The sequence below is a fragment of the Bauldia sp. genome (assembly GCF_020442045.1).
In the GTDB taxonomy this organism is placed as follows: domain Bacteria; phylum Pseudomonadota; class Alphaproteobacteria; order Rhizobiales; family Kaistiaceae; genus Bauldia.
Genome location: NZ_JAGRLA010000163.1, coordinates 24893 through 42609, shown reverse-complemented (window position 1 = coordinate 42609; position 17717 = coordinate 24893). Strand labels below are relative to the sequence as shown.

The 17717-nt window shown below is 67.3% G+C and carries 21 protein-coding genes; 10 read left to right on the top strand and 11 right to left on the bottom strand.

Annotation, left to right across the window (positions count from 1 at the left end; genetic code table 11):
• Positions 1-704: Gfo/Idh/MocA family protein (locus KDJ86_RS18170; RefSeq protein ID WP_291749100.1), on the top strand; the 704-nt coding region annotated here is incomplete at its 5' end.
• A gap of 10 nt (positions 705-714) precedes the next feature.
• Here the strand turns inward: KDJ86_RS18170 and KDJ86_RS18165 are convergent.
• The 5 genes from KDJ86_RS18165 to KDJ86_RS18145 form a co-directional block, all read right to left on the bottom strand.
• Positions 715-960 (bottom strand): type II toxin-antitoxin system VapC family toxin, encoded by a 246-nt coding sequence (locus KDJ86_RS18165; protein ID WP_291749098.1) that lies wholly within the window; start codon positions 958-960, stop codon positions 715-717.
• Positions 961-1127: 167 nt separating this feature from the next.
• Complete coding sequence (locus KDJ86_RS18160; RefSeq protein ID WP_291749095.1) at positions 1128-1784, bottom strand: lysophospholipid acyltransferase family protein; 657 nt, start codon at positions 1782-1784, stop codon at positions 1128-1130.
• A 1-nt stretch (position 1785) separates the two neighbouring features.
• A complete protein-coding gene (locus tag KDJ86_RS18155; protein ID WP_291749091.1) occupies positions 1786-2733 on the bottom strand; it encodes a phosphatidate cytidylyltransferase in 948 nt (315 codons plus the stop codon).
• Positions 2726-3343: a CDP-alcohol phosphatidyltransferase family protein gene (locus tag KDJ86_RS18150; RefSeq protein ID WP_291749088.1), complete on the bottom strand. Its 618-nt coding sequence runs from the start codon at positions 3341-3343 to the stop codon at positions 2726-2728. Before KDJ86_RS18150 ends, KDJ86_RS18155 begins: the two co-directional genes overlap by 8 nt.
• Positions 3327-4199 carry a class I SAM-dependent methyltransferase family protein gene (locus KDJ86_RS18145; RefSeq protein ID WP_291749086.1) on the bottom strand — a complete coding sequence of 291 codons (873 nt, stop codon included), beginning with the start codon at positions 4197-4199 and terminating at the stop codon, positions 3327-3329. Before KDJ86_RS18145 ends, KDJ86_RS18150 begins: the two co-directional genes overlap by 17 nt.
• Before the next feature lie 100 nt (positions 4200-4299).
• Here KDJ86_RS18145 and KDJ86_RS18140 point away from each other — a divergent pair, with 100 nt between their 5' ends.
• Together KDJ86_RS18140 and KDJ86_RS18135 are read left to right on the top strand one after the other, a co-directional pair.
• Positions 4300-4908, top strand: coding sequence for a TetR/AcrR family transcriptional regulator (locus KDJ86_RS18140; protein WP_291749082.1), 609 nt, complete (start codon positions 4300-4302; stop codon positions 4906-4908).
• A gap of 2 nt (positions 4909-4910) precedes the next feature.
• Complete coding sequence (locus tag KDJ86_RS18135; RefSeq protein WP_291749079.1) at positions 4911-5327, top strand: hypothetical protein; 417 nt, start codon at positions 4911-4913, stop codon at positions 5325-5327.
• Positions 5328-5348: 21 nt separating this feature from the next.
• On the opposite strand, the gene KDJ86_RS18130 is transcribed toward KDJ86_RS18135, so the two are convergent.
• Positions 5349-5738 (bottom strand): cupin domain-containing protein, encoded by a 390-nt coding sequence (locus KDJ86_RS18130; protein ID WP_291749076.1) that lies wholly within the window; start codon positions 5736-5738, stop codon positions 5349-5351.
• 486 nt (positions 5739-6224) lie between these two features.
• On the opposite strand from KDJ86_RS18130, the gene KDJ86_RS18125 reads away from it, so the two are divergent.
• A complete protein-coding gene (locus KDJ86_RS18125; protein ID WP_291749074.1) occupies positions 6225-7355 on the top strand; it encodes a type III PLP-dependent enzyme in 1131 nt (376 codons plus the stop codon).
• 10 nt (positions 7356-7365) lie between these two features.
• A complete protein-coding gene (locus KDJ86_RS18120) occupies positions 7366-7887 on the top strand; it encodes a GNAT family N-acetyltransferase (RefSeq protein WP_291749072.1) in 522 nt (173 codons plus the stop codon).
• Positions 7888-7938: 51 nt separating this feature from the next.
• Here KDJ86_RS18120 and KDJ86_RS18115 read toward each other — a convergent pair whose 3' ends face one another.
• Both KDJ86_RS18115 and KDJ86_RS18110 read right to left on the bottom strand, forming a co-directional pair.
• A complete protein-coding gene (locus KDJ86_RS18115) occupies positions 7939-9996 on the bottom strand; it encodes a M3 family metallopeptidase (protein ID WP_291749068.1) in 2058 nt (685 codons plus the stop codon).
• 47 nt (positions 9997-10043) lie between these two features.
• The gene (locus KDJ86_RS18110; protein ID WP_291749065.1) at positions 10044-11309 is read right to left on the bottom strand and encodes a S41 family peptidase; all 1266 of its coding nucleotides are present in this window, start codon (positions 11307-11309) and stop codon (positions 10044-10046) included.
• Positions 11310-11459: 150 nt separating this feature from the next.
• On the opposite strand from KDJ86_RS18110, the gene KDJ86_RS18105 reads away from it, so the two are divergent.
• Positions 11460-12896 (top strand): homospermidine synthase, encoded by a 1437-nt coding sequence (locus KDJ86_RS18105; RefSeq protein ID WP_291749063.1) that lies wholly within the window; start codon positions 11460-11462, stop codon positions 12894-12896.
• A 29-nt stretch (positions 12897-12925) separates the two neighbouring features.
• Positions 12926-13411, top strand: a complete 486-nt coding sequence (locus KDJ86_RS18100; RefSeq protein ID WP_291749060.1) for a hypothetical protein — start codon at positions 12926-12928, stop codon at positions 13409-13411.
• 6 nt (positions 13412-13417) lie between these two features.
• Here the strand turns inward: KDJ86_RS18100 and KDJ86_RS18095 are convergent, their stop codons facing one another.
• Entirely contained in the window at positions 13418-13678 is a 261-nt protein-coding gene (locus KDJ86_RS18095; protein WP_291749058.1) for a hypothetical protein, read from the bottom strand.
• A gap of 137 nt (positions 13679-13815) precedes the next feature.
• Here KDJ86_RS18095 and KDJ86_RS18090 point away from each other — a divergent pair, with 137 nt between their 5' ends.
• The 3 genes from KDJ86_RS18090 (at position 13816) to KDJ86_RS18080 (ending at position 15690) form a co-directional block, all read left to right on the top strand.
• Positions 13816-14115 (top strand): hypothetical protein, encoded by a 300-nt coding sequence (locus KDJ86_RS18090; RefSeq protein WP_291749057.1) that lies wholly within the window; start codon positions 13816-13818, stop codon positions 14113-14115.
• Between the two features lie 146 nt (positions 14116-14261).
• Positions 14262-14555, top strand: coding sequence for a hypothetical protein (locus KDJ86_RS18085; protein WP_291749054.1), 294 nt, complete (start codon positions 14262-14264; stop codon positions 14553-14555).
• A gap of 136 nt (positions 14556-14691) precedes the next feature.
• On the top strand, positions 14692-15690 hold the full coding sequence (locus KDJ86_RS18080) for a DUF4424 domain-containing protein (protein WP_291749052.1): 999 nt from the start codon (positions 14692-14694) through the stop codon (positions 15688-15690).
• A 13-nt stretch (positions 15691-15703) separates the two neighbouring features.
• Here KDJ86_RS18080 and KDJ86_RS18075 read toward each other — a convergent pair whose 3' ends face one another.
• Both KDJ86_RS18075 and KDJ86_RS18070 read right to left on the bottom strand, forming a co-directional pair.
• Positions 15704-16678 (bottom strand): WD40 repeat domain-containing protein, encoded by a 975-nt coding sequence (locus KDJ86_RS18075; RefSeq protein WP_291749051.1) that lies wholly within the window; start codon positions 16676-16678, stop codon positions 15704-15706.
• Positions 16678-17712 (bottom strand): CobW family GTP-binding protein, encoded by a 1035-nt coding sequence (locus KDJ86_RS18070; protein ID WP_291749049.1) that lies wholly within the window; start codon positions 17710-17712, stop codon positions 16678-16680. The genes KDJ86_RS18075 and KDJ86_RS18070 overlap by 1 nt, the downstream gene beginning before the upstream one ends.
• Positions 17713-17717 lie beyond the last annotated feature (5 nt).

The following is a 17717-nucleotide window of genomic DNA, read 5'->3' as shown; positions in this document are numbered from 1 at the left end:
TCGTCGATTCCGGCCGGCTCGGCAAGATCTTCCACTACCGCGCCAACTTCCTGCAGGACTGGACGATCTCTCCGGACGTGCCACAGGGCGGCGCCGGCACCTGGCGGCTCGATGTCGAGGCCGCGGGCTCGGGCGTCACCGGCGATCTCCTCGCCCACTGCATCGACACCGCGATGTGGATCAACGGCCCGATCAAGGACCTCTCGGCGATGACCGAGACCTTCGTCAAGAAGCGCAAGGACGCCGGCACCGGCAAGATGAAGGATGTCGGCATCGACGATGCCGCGGCGGTGATGGCGCATTTCAAGAACGGCTCGCTCGGCCTTTTCGAGTCGACCCGCTATGCCCGCGGCCACAAGGCGCTCTACACGCTGGAGATCAACGGCGAGCACGGCTCATTCATGTGGGACCTGCACGACCTCAACCGGGTGGCGTGGTTCGACCATTCGGTGGAGGGACAGCTGCGCGGCTGGACGTCGATCCTCGTCACCGACGGCGAGCATCCCTATCTCGGCAAGTGGTGGGTGCCCGGCCTGACGATCGGCTACGAGCACTCCTTCGTCCACGCGATCGCCGACTTCCTCGAAGGCCTCCAGACCGGCAAGCCCGCCTCGCCGACATTTGCGGAAGCGCTCGAGACCACCAGGGTGTGCGACGCGATCATCAAGTCGGGCAAGTCCGGCCGCTGGCTCGACGTCAAGTAGACCTCACGCCTCAGTCGGGCGCGATGACAGGGAGCCGCGGGAAGTAGCTGCGGTAGCGCCCGGCGTCCCTGATCAGCAGGGCATAGCCCCTGACCGCCGCATGCGCACCGATCAAGAAATCCGGGAGCGGCGAACGTCGGATGCCGCCGCGACGCCGGTATTCGCGAAACGCCTTGCCGGCCAGGAATGCACCCTCGAAGGGGATCGCCTCGCGGCCGACCGAAGCCGACAGGAGGCGTTCGTCCAGTTCCTCCATTTCCGAGAAACGGACCGAGATTTCCGCATAGACGATCGGATTGATAACAAGGCGCGCGGCGTCGCCGGCGCGCGCCAGGGCATCGGCGGATCAGGCGAACCAGCGGCCGTCCTCGGTGAAGAGGTCGAGCAGGATGTCGTAAGAACAGGCTTCGCGGCACCGCAAGCTCAGTCCGCCACGAAACCGCTGAGCCGCGCTTCGCCCGCCATCCTCTCCACCGCATTCTGCAGCCGTTCCGCCATCTGCGCGCCGTCCCCGTCGGAGACCCTGAGCGCCGCGCCGATATGCGCCTCCGAGGCGAAGGGCACGAACCGCCATTCGCCGCGTGGCAGGCTCTTGCCGAGGCCGTGCAGATAGGCGGGCACGAAGGGGATGTCCGGATAGCTCCGCGCCAGCAGCGATATGCCGTGGCGGAAGCGGCTCATTACCTCCGGCGCGCCGCGCGTCCCCTCCGGGAAGATCACCACGATATCGCCGCGGTCGAGCGCGGCACGGACCGGCGCGATCGCCGCCTCGGCGCCCTTCCCGGACCGGTCGATCGGGACGATGTTGAGGAGGGTGCGGGCCATCCAGCCGATCGGCCCGGGCTTGAGGAAATGGTCGGCCGCCGCCACCGGCCGCACGCGGTGGAGCATTCCCAGCGGAAACAGGCTGAGCAGCGCCACCACGTCGAGATGGCTGTTATGGTTTGCCGCGATCACCGCCGGTCCGGCGACCGGCAGGTTCTCGCGGCCGAGGACCCGGAGACCCGTCGCCAGCAAAAGCACCGGCCGCGCGATGACCGCGAAGAAGAGGATGGCGGTAATCCTACGAAAGCGGTCCATCTCAGGCGCCGTAATAGTAGCGGACATAATGCAGGAAGATCGGCGCCGCGAAGACGAGGCTGTCGAGCCGGTCGAGAATGCCGCCATGGCCGGGCAGGATCGCGCCGGCATCCTTGATGCCGAGGTCGCGCTTGACCGCCGACACCGTGACGTCGCCGACGAAGCCTAGGAAGGCGAGGCCCGCGCCGACCGCCGCCGCCTCGAGCGGGCCGAAGGGCGTCAGCCACGGGCTGAGCAGCGCGGCGACCGCCATGCTCGTCATGACACCGCCGGCGAAGCCCTCGACGGTCTTCTTCGGGCTGACATGCGGCGCGATCGGCCGGCGTCCGAAGAGCTTGCCCCAGACATACTGTGCGACGTCGTTGATCTGGACGACGACGAGCAGGAAGAGGAGCAGCCCCGCCCCGCCGGCCGGCAGCGGCGCGGCCATGTCGAGCTGCATCAGGAAGGCGACGTGGCTGAGGTTGTAGACAGTGAGGAAGAGGCCCCATTGCAACGTGCCGGCGGACCGGATGAAGCCTTTCACCTCGCCGGCGAGCACCAGCCGGAAGGCAATCGCTGCCGCCGCGTAGACGGGGATGAAGATGACGAACATCCCGTACCAGTCGTCATGGACGAACCAGTATTGCAGCGGGATCGCCAGATAGGCGAGGAGGATCGCGGTGCGATCGACCTGGCGGACCGGGATGATCGACAGGTATTCGCGGAGGGCCAGGAAGCTGACCACCGCGAAGAGGATGGCCGTGGCGGTCGCGCCGAGCAGCATCGCGATGCTGACCGGGGCGACGATCCACCACCATGTCCGGGTGCGGGCGACGAGTTCCGCGCCATTCGATGCGCCGCGCCGGGCGATGATGGTGACCGCGACGGTCGCGACCACCAGCGCCAGCCACACGGCGCCGAGGCAATAGAGGAGCGGCGCCGGCCAGGATGCGACGAGGTCAGACATCGGAAGGGCTTCCCTCAAGTGCCCGCCGCACCCGATTGACAATCGTTACGCAGCCAAGCCCGAGCGCCAGCCAGAGCACTGCGGGCGGGAGCCACGCGGGCAGAACGAACAGGGCAAGGAGAACCGCGAGCGCGGAGAAAAAGGCGGCCCGGTCGGACTTGCCGAAAGGCCCGTCGTAGCGCCGGTCGCCACCGCTTGCGAGGCCAAGCACACCGGCAAATTCAGTGAGCGCGAAAACAATGACCATCGCTCCGGCTAGCAACGCATGAGCCGGCGCCGCGACAAGCGCCAGCGGCAGGTAGAGCGCGACGTCGGAGACGACGTCGCCGATCTCGTTGAGGAAGAAGCCGAGCCGGCTCGCCTGGCCGTGCTCGCGCGCCAGCATGCCGTCGATCGCGTTGAGCGCCATCCGCACGAACAGCACGACCGGCAGCCCGAGCAGCACGAGCGTCGCGCCGCCGGTCACGGCGATCACCGCCCCGTAGAGAAGAGAGAGGAGCGCAGCGGCGATCGTCACCTGGTTGGCGGTCGCCCCCCTGCCCGCGAGCCACGCCACCAGCGGCCGCAAGGCCAACTGGAAGCGCGGCTTCAGGTCATAGATCGTCGCCATCATCCACCGCCTTCCGCGCGCGCAGGACACCGAAGATGCCAAGCCGCTCCATCGTCACATCCTCTACCACGAAGCCTGCTTCTTCGAGCCAGCGGCGTGTCAGATCCAGCGGCCGGAGCCGCATCGCCCACCGCTTGCCGGTATGCGACCGCAGCACCCGGGCGATGAACTCGACCTGGGGATGGTCCGGCTGGACGGTGAGCAGCAGCGTGCCGCCAGGCGCGAGGATCCGCGCGACCTGTCGGAAGTGAGCCTCGACCAGCGCATCATCCTCGATGATCTCGTGCAGGCCCGAGACGATCGCGACGTCGACGCCGCCGAGGCGGGCGAGATCGCCGTTGAAGAAGGCGTCGCCCCGCTCGATCGTCGCCGTTATCCCGAGGCGCGCGGCATTCGCCCGCGCCTTCACGACATTCTGGCCGCGATAGTCGCGCAACGTCGCGCTGAGATCGGCCTTGTCGCCGATCCGGCGGAGAGCGCCGAGCACGTAGCGGCCGCCGCCGCAGGCGAGATCGACGAGCCGGACCGGCCTGTCCCGCCCGGCGCGCTCGAGGACCGCCTCGACGATCCGCGTCTCGAGCAGGCGGCCGCGATTGCGGATGCCCGCCCAGCCCGGCGCGTTGAGGAAGGCGCGGTCGATGGCGCGACCGAGCAGCCCCGGGCCCTCGGCGCGGTTGGCATAGACGTGGTCGAGCATGACGCCGGAGTCGAAACCGTGATCGAGGCCGATCCTGATTCCGCGGGACAGCCGCCCGACGGAATGAAGCAAGCCTCTCGCCGCGGCGAAATACCAGGCCTTCGGATGCCAGGCCGGCAGCGGCCGGAGGAGGAAATCGTGATCGACAACGGCAGTCATCTCTTGCACTCCCTCTGTTGAACGATGTACAACAACTAGCATCTTGTTGTACATCGTTCAAGTGACCATGATCACAGGCGGACGAATCGGGAGAAGGCCGATGGTGGCGCGAAGGCAGGAACACAGCCGCGAGGAGATGATCGCGATGGTCACGGCAGCGGCGGAGGATATCGGCGCGCGGGACGGGCTCGCCGGCATCACCATGCGCCGGCTGGCGGCGGCCGTCGGCTATGCGCCGAACTCGATCTACCACTCGGTCGGCGACATGGATCAGGTGATCCTGCGGTTGAACGCGCGGACCCTCGACCGGCTTCACCGCAGCCTCCGCCGGCGCACCAGGCCGGAGATGGCCCCCGGCGACGCGGCGCTGGCGATCGCCGACGGCTACATGGCCTTCGTCCGCCAGAACCACCGGCTCTGGTCGATCCTCGTCGACTACTCCCGGCGCGACCCGGGACCGTTGCCCGACTGGTACGACGCGGCGCTCGCCCGTCCCCTCGCCTTCGTCGGGGAAACCCTGGCACCGCTCTTCGCCGGCGTGGAGGACGCGCGCCGCTCGGTGGCGGCGCTGTGGGCCGGCCTCCACGGCATCGCCGCCCTCGCCCTTTCCGGCAAGCTCGGCCTGGTCACGCCGGACGACGCGCCGACACTCGCCCGGCTTCTGGTCAGCCGCTTTCTCGCGGGCACCACGGCTGGCACAGGACAATAGCCATGCGTTCGAGATGGCCGGCGATCGCAGGCCTGGTCTCCCTTGGTCTGGTAACAGCGCCGACCGAGCTCACGCCGGACCTAAGCCTGTTCGACAGACTAGAGCAGATCGTGGGGAATGCCGGGAAGGAAGACGCTGGCGACGGCGTCCTGATCTTGACTGACGTCGTGGACGATCATTTCGCCGGCAACATGTCCTTCGAAGCTGTTCGTCAGGCTCTGGAAGGCGACGGATTCAGGGTTTCGACTATCAAGCCAGGGAACCCGGAGCACAGCGAAGCAGCACGTTACATCGCCACTAGGATATCCCGCCACGCATTTCGCTTTTTCGCCTACTGGGAATACAAGATCGTTTTAGACGTCGCCGAAGGTGGCGCCGTGTATGACCTTTTTGCGGTCGCCAACTACGAGTCCCTGTAGGCGCCTTTCTTGAGCCGGTACCTAGACCGTCGGCTCCCAGGGGCCTTCCACCGGATAGGCCTCGTCCGGACCCGGCCACGGCGGGATCGTCACGCCGACCGCTTCGAGCGGCTCGTCGCCGTCGGCGCGGAACTGGAAGCTGGCGCCGACAGGGATCGCCAGCGACACGCCGGGCGACACCTCGACAGTCTCCTCGGCGTCGCCGGACTTGCGCCACATGCGGCCGCGGCCGGCGACGAAGAACCAGATCTCCTCGACCGTCTTGTGCGCGACCGCCACCGCCACCGCGCCGGGCTTCAGCCGGAAATGCGCCATGCTGCCGGTGCCGGCCGTCGCAAGCAGCCGCACCTCCGAACCGTCGGGCGCGATCGCATCGGCCTCGACACCGAGTATCCGCGTCACAAGCGTCATCGTCTTTCAGTCCCCCTGCCGTCGCAGCCGGCCCGCCGCCGGCGATTTATTTTCTTGCTTAGCCGCAAAGCCCTTGATTGTGAATCTCAAGGGGCATAGGTATCGGCCTGCCCAAATTCGCACGTGCCTGTGGTCGCAACATAGTCCGAGGGCGAACTTGACCGGGGCCTCACCCCGGTTGCTTCGAAGGACGCGACTTAAAGCAACGACGTAGCGGGCTTTTTTGGTCTCTGCCGACTGTCCAAATGTCGGGGTCACTGAAGAGGCACTACTTCCTTGCCGGGCGTGCGGAACGGGTTTCTCCCGCTCCAAGCGAAGGCAGCGGCAAACCGGACAGCCCTGTCCGCTTGACGACTGTCACCCGCAAACCAGCCGGCTAACCACCGGCAAACCGGACCGTGACCATCACGGGACGATCGTCTCCACAACGATCGCCCGCGATCGAGCGGCCGGCGGTTCGCAACCCTTCGCGTGGAGTGACACGCCATGACTGATCGTATCCGCGACTTCCTGCGTCTCCGACGTCCGGAAGGCCCCTGCCTCGTCGTCGACCTCGATGTCGTTCGCGACAATTACCTGAACTTCGCGCGCGCCCTGCCCGACAGCCGCGTCTTCTACGCGGTCAAGGCGAATCCCGATCCGGCGGTGCTCAAGCTGCTCGCCGGCCTCGGCTCGAATTTCGACTGCGCCAGCGTCGCCGAGATCGACATGGCCCGCAACGCCGGCGCCACCGCCGACCGCATCTCCTACGGCAACACGATCAAGAAAGAGCGCGACATCGCGGCCGCCCATAACCGCGGCGTCCGCCTCTTTGCGGTCGACTGCGTCGAGGAGGTCGGGAAGATCGCCCGCGCCGCTCCCGGCGCCCGCGTCTTCTGCCGCATCCTTTGCGACTGCGACGGCGCCGAATGGCCGCTGTCCCGCAAGTTCGGCTGCGACCCGGAGATGGCGATCGACGTGCTCGAGCATGCCCATGGCCTCGGCCTCGAGGCCCATGGCGTCTCCTTCCATGTCGGTTCGCAGCAGCCCAACCCCGAAGCCTGGGACGTCGCGCTCAAGGCCTCCGCCAGCATCTTCCGCACCCTTTCCGAGCGCGGCATCCAGCTCCGCATGGTCAATCTCGGCGGCGGCTTCCCGGCGAAATATGTCCGCGACGTGCCGGCGGTGAAGAGCTACGGCCAGGCGATCTTCACCGCGCTTCGCCGCCATTTCGGCAACCGCATTCCGGAGACGATCATCGAGCCCGGCCGCGGCATGGTCGGCGAGGCTGGCGTGATCAAGGCCGAGGTCGTGCTGATCTCGAAGAAATCGGCCGCCGATCCGGTCCGCTGGGTCTATCTCGACATCGGCAAGTTCGGCGGCCTCGCCGAGACCATGGACGAGGCGATCCGCTACCCGATCCGCACCCCGCGCGACGGCGAGGCGACCGAGCCCTGCGTCCTCGCCGGCCCGACCTGCGATTCGGCCGATGTCCTCTACGAGAAGACGCCCTACGAGCTGCCGGTCTCGCTGGCGATCGGCGACGAGGTGCTGATCGAGGGTACCGGCGCCTATACACAGACCTACTCGGCCGTCGCCTTCAACGGCTTCGACCCGCTCAAGTCCTACGTGATCTGAGGGGGAAGCGATGATTCATATCGACGACGAGACGCCGGCCGATGCCGGCGGCCGGGAGCTGCTGCTCGACCGCGTCATGCCGAACCGGCGGACGAAGCCGTCCGAACGGCTTCGGGAGGGTCGCATGCCGGCCACGGGGCTCGCCTTCGTCGCCCGCGACGGCGGCATGATCGTCGGCTCGGTGCGGCTGTGGCACGTGATGGCGGGCGACCGTCCGGCGCTCCTGCTCGGACCGCTCGCGGTCGAGTCGCATCTGCGCGGCAAGGGCGTCGGCGCCAGCCTGATGCAGGTCGCGCTGAACCGGGCCGAGCTTGCCGGCCATGCCGCCGTCATCCTGGTCGGCGACCCGGAATATTATGCCCGCTTCGGCTTCGTCGCCGACCCGGCCTCGGGCCTCCACATGCCGGGACCGGTGGAGCGCCGGCGCTTCCTCGCCAACGAGCTCGTCGCTGGCAGCCTCGCCCGCGCCGAGGGCCGGGTCGAGGCGCATGGCCCGGATGTCCGTGCGTGGGATCTGCGCGCCGCGGCGTGATGCTTGCCCGTCCGGCGTCGACACGCCGGGCGGCACCTCTGCCAGTCTCTCTCAGGCGACCTCGTCCAGTCCCCGCTTGCGGAGCAGCGCCTCCGGCGTCGGCAGCCGGCCGCGGAAGCGCTTGTATGCTTCCGCCGGATCACGGAGGTTGCCGGCCGAATAGACGTTCTCGTAGAGCTTCCGCGCGGTCTCCGGATCGAAGGGATCGCCCGCCTCCTCGAAGGCGGCGAAGGCGTCGGCATCGAGCACCTCCGACCACAGGTAGCTGTAATAGCCGGCAGCGTAATAGTCGCCGGCGAAGATGTGCAGAAAGTGCGGCATCCGGTGACGCATGGCGATCGCCGGCGGCATGCCGATCCGGTCGAGCGCCGCCTTTTCGAAGGCGACCACGTCGAGCTCGTCGGTATCGCCGGTCATGTGCAGGTCGAGATCGACCAGCGCCGAGGCGGTGTATTCGACCGTCGCGAATCCCTGATTGAAGGCCCGCGCCGACAACAGGCGCTCGAGCAATGCATCCGGGATGGCCTCGCCGGTCTCGTGATGGAGCGCGAAGCGCTTCAGCACCTCCGGCTCCTGCAGCCAGTGCTCGAAGAGCTGAGAGGGAAGCTCGACGAAATCAGTCGCGACGTTGGTCCCCGAAAGCATCGGATAGGTGACGTTGGAGAGCAGGCCGTGCAGCGCATGGCCGAATTCGTGAAAAAGGGTCCGCGCGTCTTCGAAGGAAAGCAGCGCCGGCTTGCCGGCCGGCGGCTTGGAGAAATTCATCACGTTGACGATGATCGGCCGGACGTCGCCGTCGAGCCGGTGCTGGCTGCGGTAGCTGCCCATCCATGCCCCGCCGCGCTTCGACGCGCGGGCGAAATAGTCGCCAAGGAAGAGACCGATCAGCCGGCCATCGCGGTCCGTCGCCTTCCACGCCCGGACGTCCGGATGATAGAGCGGCACATCATCGACCGGGGCGAAGGAGACCCCGAAGAGCCGGCCGGCGGTCCAGAAGGCCGCCTCGATCAGGTTCTCGAGGTTGAGATAGGGCTTAAGCTCCGCCTCGTCGAAGTCGTAGCGACGCTTGCGCAAGCGGTCGGCATAGTGCCGCCAGTCCGCCGCCGCGAGCTCGAAATTACCCCCCTCCTCGGCGACCAGCGCCTGGAGCTCGGCGGTTTCCCTGGCCGCGAGCCGGGTGCCCGGCCCCCAGACGGTGTTCAGCAGCTCCGCCACCGCCTCGGGCGTCTTGGCCATCGCATCGGCGAGGTTGAAATGGGCATAGCTCTCGGCGCCGAGCAGGCGCGCCCTTTCGTTGCGGAGCCGAATCATCTCGGCGATATGGGCGCGATTGTCGCTGTCGCCGGCATTCTCGCCACGCCGGATCCAGGCCTCGAAGGCCTTCTCGCGGAGATCGCGCCGGGTCGAGAATTGCAGGAAGGTCTCGATGCTCGACCGGGCAAGGGTGACGGCATGCCTGCCGGGCAGGTCGCGATCCTCGGCCGCCTGCGCCGCCGCCGCCCGCGCCCAGTCGGGAAGCCCGGCGAGATCGTCCTCGCCGTCGAGCACCATCATCCACGATGCCTCGTCGGCAAGCACATTCTGGCTGAACAGCGTGCCGAGCGTGGCAAGCCGCTCGTTGATCGCGGCGAGCCGCGTCTTGCCGGCGGCGTCGAGCCCGGCGCCGGCCCGCTCGAAAATCGTGTGGTAGCGCTCAAGCAGCCTGAGCTGCTCGTCGCCGAGGTCGAGCCCCTCCCTGTTATCCCAGAGCCTGGCGATCCGGTCGAAAAGAGCGCCATTCAGGTGGATCTCGTCGGAATGACGGGACAATGCCGGCGCGATATCGCGCTCGACCGCCTGCAGGGCGTCGCTGGTATTGGCGCTGGCAAGGCCGAAGAACACCCGCGAGACGCGGCCGAGCGGCATCCCGGAGCGCTCGAGTGCCAGGACCGTGTTGTCGAAATCGGGCTCGGCATCGTTCGTCACGATGCTGCCGACGGTCCGGCGCTGCTCCGCCATCGCCGCCTCAAAGGCCGGCCGGTAGTGCTCGGGCCGGATCCGGTCGAAGGGCGGCGCGCCGAACGGCGTCTCCCATGGGGTCAGCAACGGGTTCTCGTCTTTCACGCTCATCACGGCCTCCGGAAGGATTTCCCTCCATATAGCCATTCGACCGCCGGTCAGGGAGTGCGCGGCTCGGGAAAACCGGTCGCCAGCCGGTGCGTCATGGCGCCCAGCGCCGCCGCGAGCTGTTCGTCCCTGCCGGCGGCGTAGCGGATGTCGAAGGGAACGGCGATATCCGGGGCGACGCCGACATGCTCCAGCCGCTCCCCGTCGACCATGACGTCCGCCACCGCGATCTCCAGGATGCTGCCATCCGGCAGCCAGAAGGCGCGGCCGGCCAGCACGTCGCCGGCGGTGGTCTCGCCGATGAGCCTGACGCCGTTCTGCTTGAGCGCATAGGCGAGGATCTCCATGCCGCTCCGGGTTCCCTCGTCGATGATGGCGACGATCGGCTTGTCCCATCGGGTATGGATGAGCTCGGACTCGCCGCCGCGATAGACCATCGTCATCTCCGGCGACCCGCCAACGAAGGTGTCGGCCGCGTCAGCCGGCGCGCCGCCCCAGCGGCTGCGGAGGTCGAGCACCAGCCCGTCGGTCCCGGCAAGTGGTCCGGCGAGCGCCGCTTCGATGATCCCCTCGATCCGCCGCTCGGTATAGGCCCAGAGCCGGAGATAGCCGATTCGATAGCCGTCGCGCTCGATCACCTCGGCGCTGTCGGCGATTGCCGAGACGAAGGTCTCGGCCGGCGACAGCCTGGCGACCGGCACGGACACGTCGAAGCGCGGTCCGCCTTCCGTCCTGCGGATCGAAAGGACAGCCGATTGTCCGGCCTTGTCGCGGAAGGAGCCGATCTCCGAAAAGGGCGCGCCATCGACCGCGAGGATCTCGTCGCCGGCGAGCAGCCCGGCGCGGTCGGCGGGTGTGCCGTCATAGATGTCGGTGATGAAGACCTGTCCCCCGTCCGAGGTGCTGGCGATCCCGATCCCGTCATAGGTGACGTCGCCGTCGGGCGGGAAGAACCGGCGAAGCCGGTCGCGGAGACCGTAACGAAAGACGTCGGCCAGTTCGTAATAGGCGAGCTGGTCACGGGTGAAGCGACCGGTATGCGACACGCCGAGGCTCGCCGCCACGAAGTCGATCGCGTCGTCGACGACCGCCGCTTCGGCGTCGCCGAGACCGCCGAGGCTGTCGATCGTCAACGCAACCGATTCATTGAAATCCGTCAGCGCTTCCGGTGCATAGAAATTCCGTTCGATCAGCTCGACCGCCCGATCGAACAGGGCATTGCCGGAATTGCGGGCCGGGGCGGCTCCCGCCGAAGCGACGGAAACAGTCAGTGCCAGCGCCGCCGCGCCCAGTCGACTGGTCAATGTCCCGAACATGGGCCTCGTCCTCGATGCCCGCCGCCCCGCTCTCACATATGTCCCCGCCGCGGATTGTCGACCCGTCCGGCCAGACGATCGCGGAGGGTTGACCTCGACAGCCGTTTCCCGCGATGAAGGCCGGAAGCCAGAGATGCAAGGAGACCGCGCATGGCCGGGTGGCCGATCCACGGGAAAATCGATGGGCCGATCGTGATGATCGGCTTCGGCTCAATCGGCAGGGGGATGCTGCCGCTGATCGAGCGTCATTTCGAATATGACGCGTCGCGGATGGTGGTGATCGATCCGGAAGACGCCGGCCGCCACCTGCTCGACGAGCGCGACATCCGCTTCGTCCAGGAGGAGCTGACGCCCGCCAACTTCCGCGAGATCCTGACGCCGCTGCTGACCGAAGGCGAAGGCACCGGCTTCTGCGTCAATCTCTCCGTCGACACCTCGTCGCTCGAGATCCTGCGGCTTTGCCGCGAGATCGGCGTCCCCTATATCGACACGGTGGTCGAGCCGTGGCCGGGCTTCTATTTCGATCGCACCACGGTTGCCGAGGCGCGCACCAACAACGCGCTGCGCAACACGGTGCGCCAGGAGAAGGCAGCGAATCCCGGCGGCACCACCGCGGTGTCCTGCTGCGGCGCCAATCCGGGCATGGTCTCGTGGTTCGTCAAGCAGGCGCTGGTCAACATCGCCAACGACACCGGGCACGCCTTCGACGAGCCGGGTCCGGACGATCGGGAAGGCTGGGCGCGGCTGATGCGCGACCTCGGCGTCAAGGGCGTCCATATCGCCGAGCGCGACACCCAGCGCGCCCGTGACCCCAAGCCGATGAACGTTTTCGTCAACACCTGGTCGGTGGAGGGCTTCATATCCGAGGGCCTGCAGCCGGCCGAGCTCGGCTGGGGCACCCACGAGAAATGGATGCCCGACAACGCCCACCCCGAAACGATCGGTCCGAAGGCCGGCCTCTACCTGCTCCAGCCCGGCGCCGATACCCGCGTCCGGACCTGGTGCCCGACGCCCGGCGCCCAGCACGGCTTCCTCGTCACCCACAACGAGTCGATCTCGATCGCCGATTTTTTCACCCTCCGCGAGGGCGACGACGTGGTCTTCCGGCCGACCTGCCACTACGCCTATCACCCGGCCGATGACGCGGTCCTCTCGCTCCACGAGATGTTCGGCCAGGCGGGCAAGGCCCAGGACAAGGTCCATATTCTCGACGAGAACGAGATCGTCGACGGCATCGACGAGCTCGGTGTCCTGCTCTACGGACACGCCAGGAATGCCTACTGGTTCGGCTCCCAGCTCTCGATCGAGGAGACGCGGGACCTCGCGCCCTACCAGAACGCGACCGGCCTCCAGGTCACGTCGGCGGTGCTTGCCGGCATGGTCTGGGCACTGGAGAATCCGGATGCCGGCATCGTCGAGACCGACGAGATGGATTACCGCCGCTGCCTCGAGGTGCAGGTCCCCTATCTCGGACCGGTCAAGGGCTATTACACCGACTGGACCCCGCTCAGCGACCGCCCCGGCTTCTTTCCGGAGGATATCGACGAGAACGATCCCTGGCAGTTCCGCAACGTGCTGGTACGATAGACGCAGACCGAGGAGACCGGGGAGACATCATGCTGAGACTGGCAGCGGCCGCGGCCGCACTGCTCGCCGCCGCGGGCACCGCATCGGCGGAACCGATATCGGCGACCGACGGCGCTGGAACCGCCTACCAGCTCAACGAGGACGGCACCTATGCCATCGTCGTCACCGGCGAGGACGGCAGGACCTACCAGTTGTCGCCGGACGGCAGATGGTCGGTCACGGATGAGGCGGAGGAGGCCGCGCCACCGGAGGACCTGCTCGCGCAGTTCGACGCCTTCCTCGAGAAGGCCTTCGCCGAGCCGGGCGCACCGAAGCTGGTCGAAGGCGAATGGCCGACATACAAGGCCTGCCTCATGGATGCCTTCGCGAAGCTGCCCGTCGGCGCGCAGCGCATGATCCTGGCCTCGCCGGGACCGCGCGAAGCCTTCAAGCTGCTCCAGGAACAGGATCCCGCGTCGGCCAAGGCGCTCGAAGCGGCCGACAATGTCTGCCGCAAGATGGTGAAATTCCAGTAGCGGACGCTATCCCAGCAGGGCGATCGCCGCGACGATGACGATCACGACGATCGCGACGCCGCCGATCCACAGAATCCGGTTTCCGGACTCGGACTGGCGGAACCCGTCCCCGCGCTGACCGGTCGGACCGGCATCGACCCGGCCGCGTTCGATCGGCCCCTGTTCGAGGGGCGTGCCGGGATCGTCGAGCCGGCCGTGCCGCCCCTCCTCCGCTTCCTCGACAATGCGCTTGACCTGGTCCCGCTCCGGACCTTCTTCCGCCGACATCGGCTCCTCCCCCGGTTCGCGTGGCGATCACAACCTCCGTTATCTGTACCCAACCCGGACCGAATGAGAAAGGCATGGCCTTACGCGGCCGGCGAGGTCATGCTCGCGGAGATGCCTCAACGACCGGAGACCCGCACATGCCAGGACTGATTCTCGCCCTCCTGATCTCGGCATCGCTTCCTGCTCTCGGCCATGCCCAGACCGATATCGACACGCGTCTCGCGGACGCGGCGGCGGGCTTCGTCGCCGACGAGGCCGGCGATGCGAGCGCCATCGACCAGGCGGCGATGGTCGATTGCCTGCTTGCGCAGTTCGAGGGCCTCGACGCGGCCGAAAAGGAGATCCTGCTCGACCAGGAAGACTTCGAGGACACGCTCGACGCCCTCGTCATGGCTCACCCCGAAACAGAGGACGCCTTGGAGGATTGTCTCGGCTGACCGCCAGACGACCCAGCGGTCGCCCGCGGCGTGGTGGATGCGGGATGGCAACCGCCGCGAGATCATGACACATATGCTTCGTTGGTGATTCCGGCGCCGAGGCGGCGGATTCAGCCATTTTCGTCAACCAACCGTGAGAGCATTACATGCATCGCATCCTGCCACTGATCCTCCTTGGCCTGTCGCTGACTCCGGCACATGCCGCCGTTCGTGACGACCTTCCAGCCCTCGTCGCGGCCTTCGTCGCCGAGGAACGCCCCGACGCGGATCAGGCCCGGCAGGCCGCGATCTCCGAATGCATCATCAGTGCCTTCGAGGGTATCGGCGACGAGGAACTGGCGACGATGATCGTCGTCGACGACTTCGAGGAGAGCTTCGACAACCTGCTCGAGGCCTATCCGGAGCGTGAGGACATCGTCGAGACCTGCGAAGATATCTAAACCGCCTCCAGGCGGGCGCGAGGCGGCTCCTCAACAGTGCTCCTCGCGCCCGGCCCGAATCGCCATCATGCCCGCCGACGCGTTTTCGGATATGCTGCCGCTGCCTGACGGAGCGTCAGTCAGAGGGCGATGCATGATGACCCATACCCGCCTTGTCAGCCTGCCACGCGCCGCGCTTCTGGGGACGGCGATCCTCGCCTCTCCCGCCGCCCCCACGGCGAGCGCCAACGATTCGACTGCCGAGCTCGGCGCCGGCGGCCTCCAGCTCGTCCGCACCGAGGACATTGCGCTCCTGTCGGAGGATCTCTTCGTCTCGGTGGACCAGATTCGCGTCACCTATCGCTTCCGCAACCGGACCGATACGCCGCGCACCTACCTCGTCGCCTTCCCCCTGCCGACCATCGACGCGGTCGTCCCCGAGGCGATGAACGTCGTCATGCCGCGTGGCGGCGATCCGAACTTCGTCGACTTCAAGGTCACCGTCGACGGGGTTCCGGTCGCTCCCTCCATCGAGGAGCGGGCGACCGCTCTCGGCGTCGACCGGACGGCGGAGCTGAAGCGCTTCGGGCTGCCGCTCAACCCGATCGCCGAAGGCCTCTATCAGAGGCTGGAAGCGCTGCCCGAGAGCACCAGGGACGAGCTCAACCGCCTCGGCCTCATCTATGTCGATCCGTATAACGTCGAGGCGGCGTGGAAGCTCGAAACCACCTTCTACTGGGAACAGAGCTTCCCGCCCGGCCGCGACGTCGTCGTCGAACACAGCTATCAACCGGTGGTCGGCTACGGCTTCTTCGGCGACTATGCCCTGGACGATCCCGCCTACAAGGCGAGCTATTGCATCGACGCCGATTTCGATCGCGCGGCGCGGCGGCAGCTTGACGCCGTCAAGAACAGCAACCTCCCCTATCTCGAAGAGAGGCGGCTGAGCTACATCCTCACCACGGCGAACAACTGGTCCGGACCGATCGGCGACTTCACCCTGACCATCGACAAGGGTTCGACCGACGCGCTGGTCAGCTTCTGCGGAACGGGGGTGAAGAAGATCGCCCCCACCAGGTTCCAGGTGAAAGCGACGGATTTCATGCCGGACCGCGAGCTCGATGTCCTGATCGTCGCGCCAAGCCGCCAGAACTGACCCGCAAGCGGCTTCAGGCGATCGTCACGATTCCGGCGGCGCCTTCCTCGGTGCCGTAGGCGAGCCGCCCGCCGCGGTCGTCCCAGGCGAGCGCCGACACCGGCCCGCCACCCGGACGGCGAAGCAGCACCTCTTCCGCGTCGGCGAAGCGGACCGCCATCACCATGCCGTCCTGATAGCCGATCGCCAGCAGCTCCTCTTTCGGATGGCAGGCGACCCGGGTGACCAGCACCTCGCGGGCGCCGAGCTGCAGCGGCGGCTTGCCCTGCGGGCCATCCTTGTGATGGAACGGCCAGAGCACCGCGGCGTTGGCACCGGAGGTGGCGAGGAACCGGCCTTTCGCCGACCAGGAGAGCGACCGCGGCTTCGCCGGATAGCCACTCATCCGCATGTCCTTGCCATCGTCGAGGCGCCAGCCATGGAGCTGGTTATCCTGCATCGCCGTCAGCAGGTATTTGCCGTCCGGCGAGAAGGCGACGGCGATATGCGCGCCCTTCCACTCGAAGGCAACCGGATCGGCGTCGGTGCCGGCCCACCACAGCGTCGCGCCATCATAGCGGGCGACCGCCAGCCTCAGCCCCTTCGGCGCGAAGGCGACCCCGCCGACCGCGCGCGGCAGGTCGAAGGCACGCTCCCGCCCGTCGCCGAGACGGACCTCGGCGCGCCGCCCCGCGGCGAAGGCGACCGCGTCGTTCGGGCCCGCGGCGATCTGGTCGATCCACTTGCCCTTGCGTTGGGCAATCGTCGCGACCGTACCGCCCGCGTCGGTCCGCGCGACCAGCCCGTCGTCGCCGCCGGTGATCAGGCTCTCGCCGTCCCGGCTCCGCGCCGCGGCCAGGATCGCTCCGGCATGAACCGTCGTCGCACCTTCCCCGTCGCCCGTCATCCGGCGCACCGAACCATCACCAAGCGCGAAGACGGCCGTGTCGCCGAGGAACGCCACCTCGACGACATAGGCGCCAAACGGACGTTCCTGGATCTCCGGCACTAGGCGGCGCAGGCGGCGAAGCCGTCCTTGATCAGGTCGGCATCGAGGCGGCGGCCGATGAAGACCAGCCGGCTCTCGCGCGCCTCGCCGTCGCGCCACGGCCGCTGGTGGTTGCCCTCGATGATCATGTGGACGCCCTGGACCACATAGCGATCCGGATCGTCCTTCAAGGCAAGGATGCCCTTCAGCCGCAGGATGTCCGGACCGAAGCCCTGGGTGATCTGCTCGATCCACGGGAAGAAGCGTTGCGGATCGAGGTCGCCGGTCCGCAGCGACAGGCTGGTCACCAGCGGATCATGGGCGGCGTGGTGGTGGTGATGATCGTGGTCGTGCCCGTCGTGATCATGATGGTCGTGGTCATGGTCGTGATCATGGTCATGATCCTCGCCTTCGAGGAATTCCGGATCGAGGGAGAGGATGCGATCGAGATCGAAGGCGCCGCGATCGAGCACCCGGTCGAGCGGCAGGGCACATCGTTCCGTGCGGTGGATGACGGCATGCTCGTTGATCGCCCGGATACGGCCCTCGACCTCGGCCAGCTCCTCCGGCGTGACGAGGTCGGTCTTGTTGAGGATGACGACGTCGGCGAAGCCGATCTGCTCCTCCGCCTCGGGACTGTCGCCAAGCCGCGCGATCAGGTGCTTGGCGTCGGCGACGGTGACCACGGCGTCGAGCTTGGCCCTGGCGCGGACCTCGTCGTCCATGAAGAAGGTCTGGGCGACAGGCGCCGGGTCGGCGAGGCCCGTCGTCTCGACGAGGATGCCATCGAAGCCCCCCGGCCGTTTCATCAGCCCCTCGACGACCCGGATCAGGTCGCCGCGGACGGTGCAGCAGACGCAGCCGTTATTCATCTCGTAGACCTCCTCGTCGGACTCGACGATCAGGTCGTTGTCGATGTTGATCTCGCCGAACTCGTTGACCACCACGGCGTATTTCTTGCCGTGGTTCTCCGACAGGATACGGTTGAGAAGCGTCGTCTTTCCGGCGCCGAGATAGCCGGTAAGCACGGTGACGGGGATCTGGTTTTCTGGCATGGGAA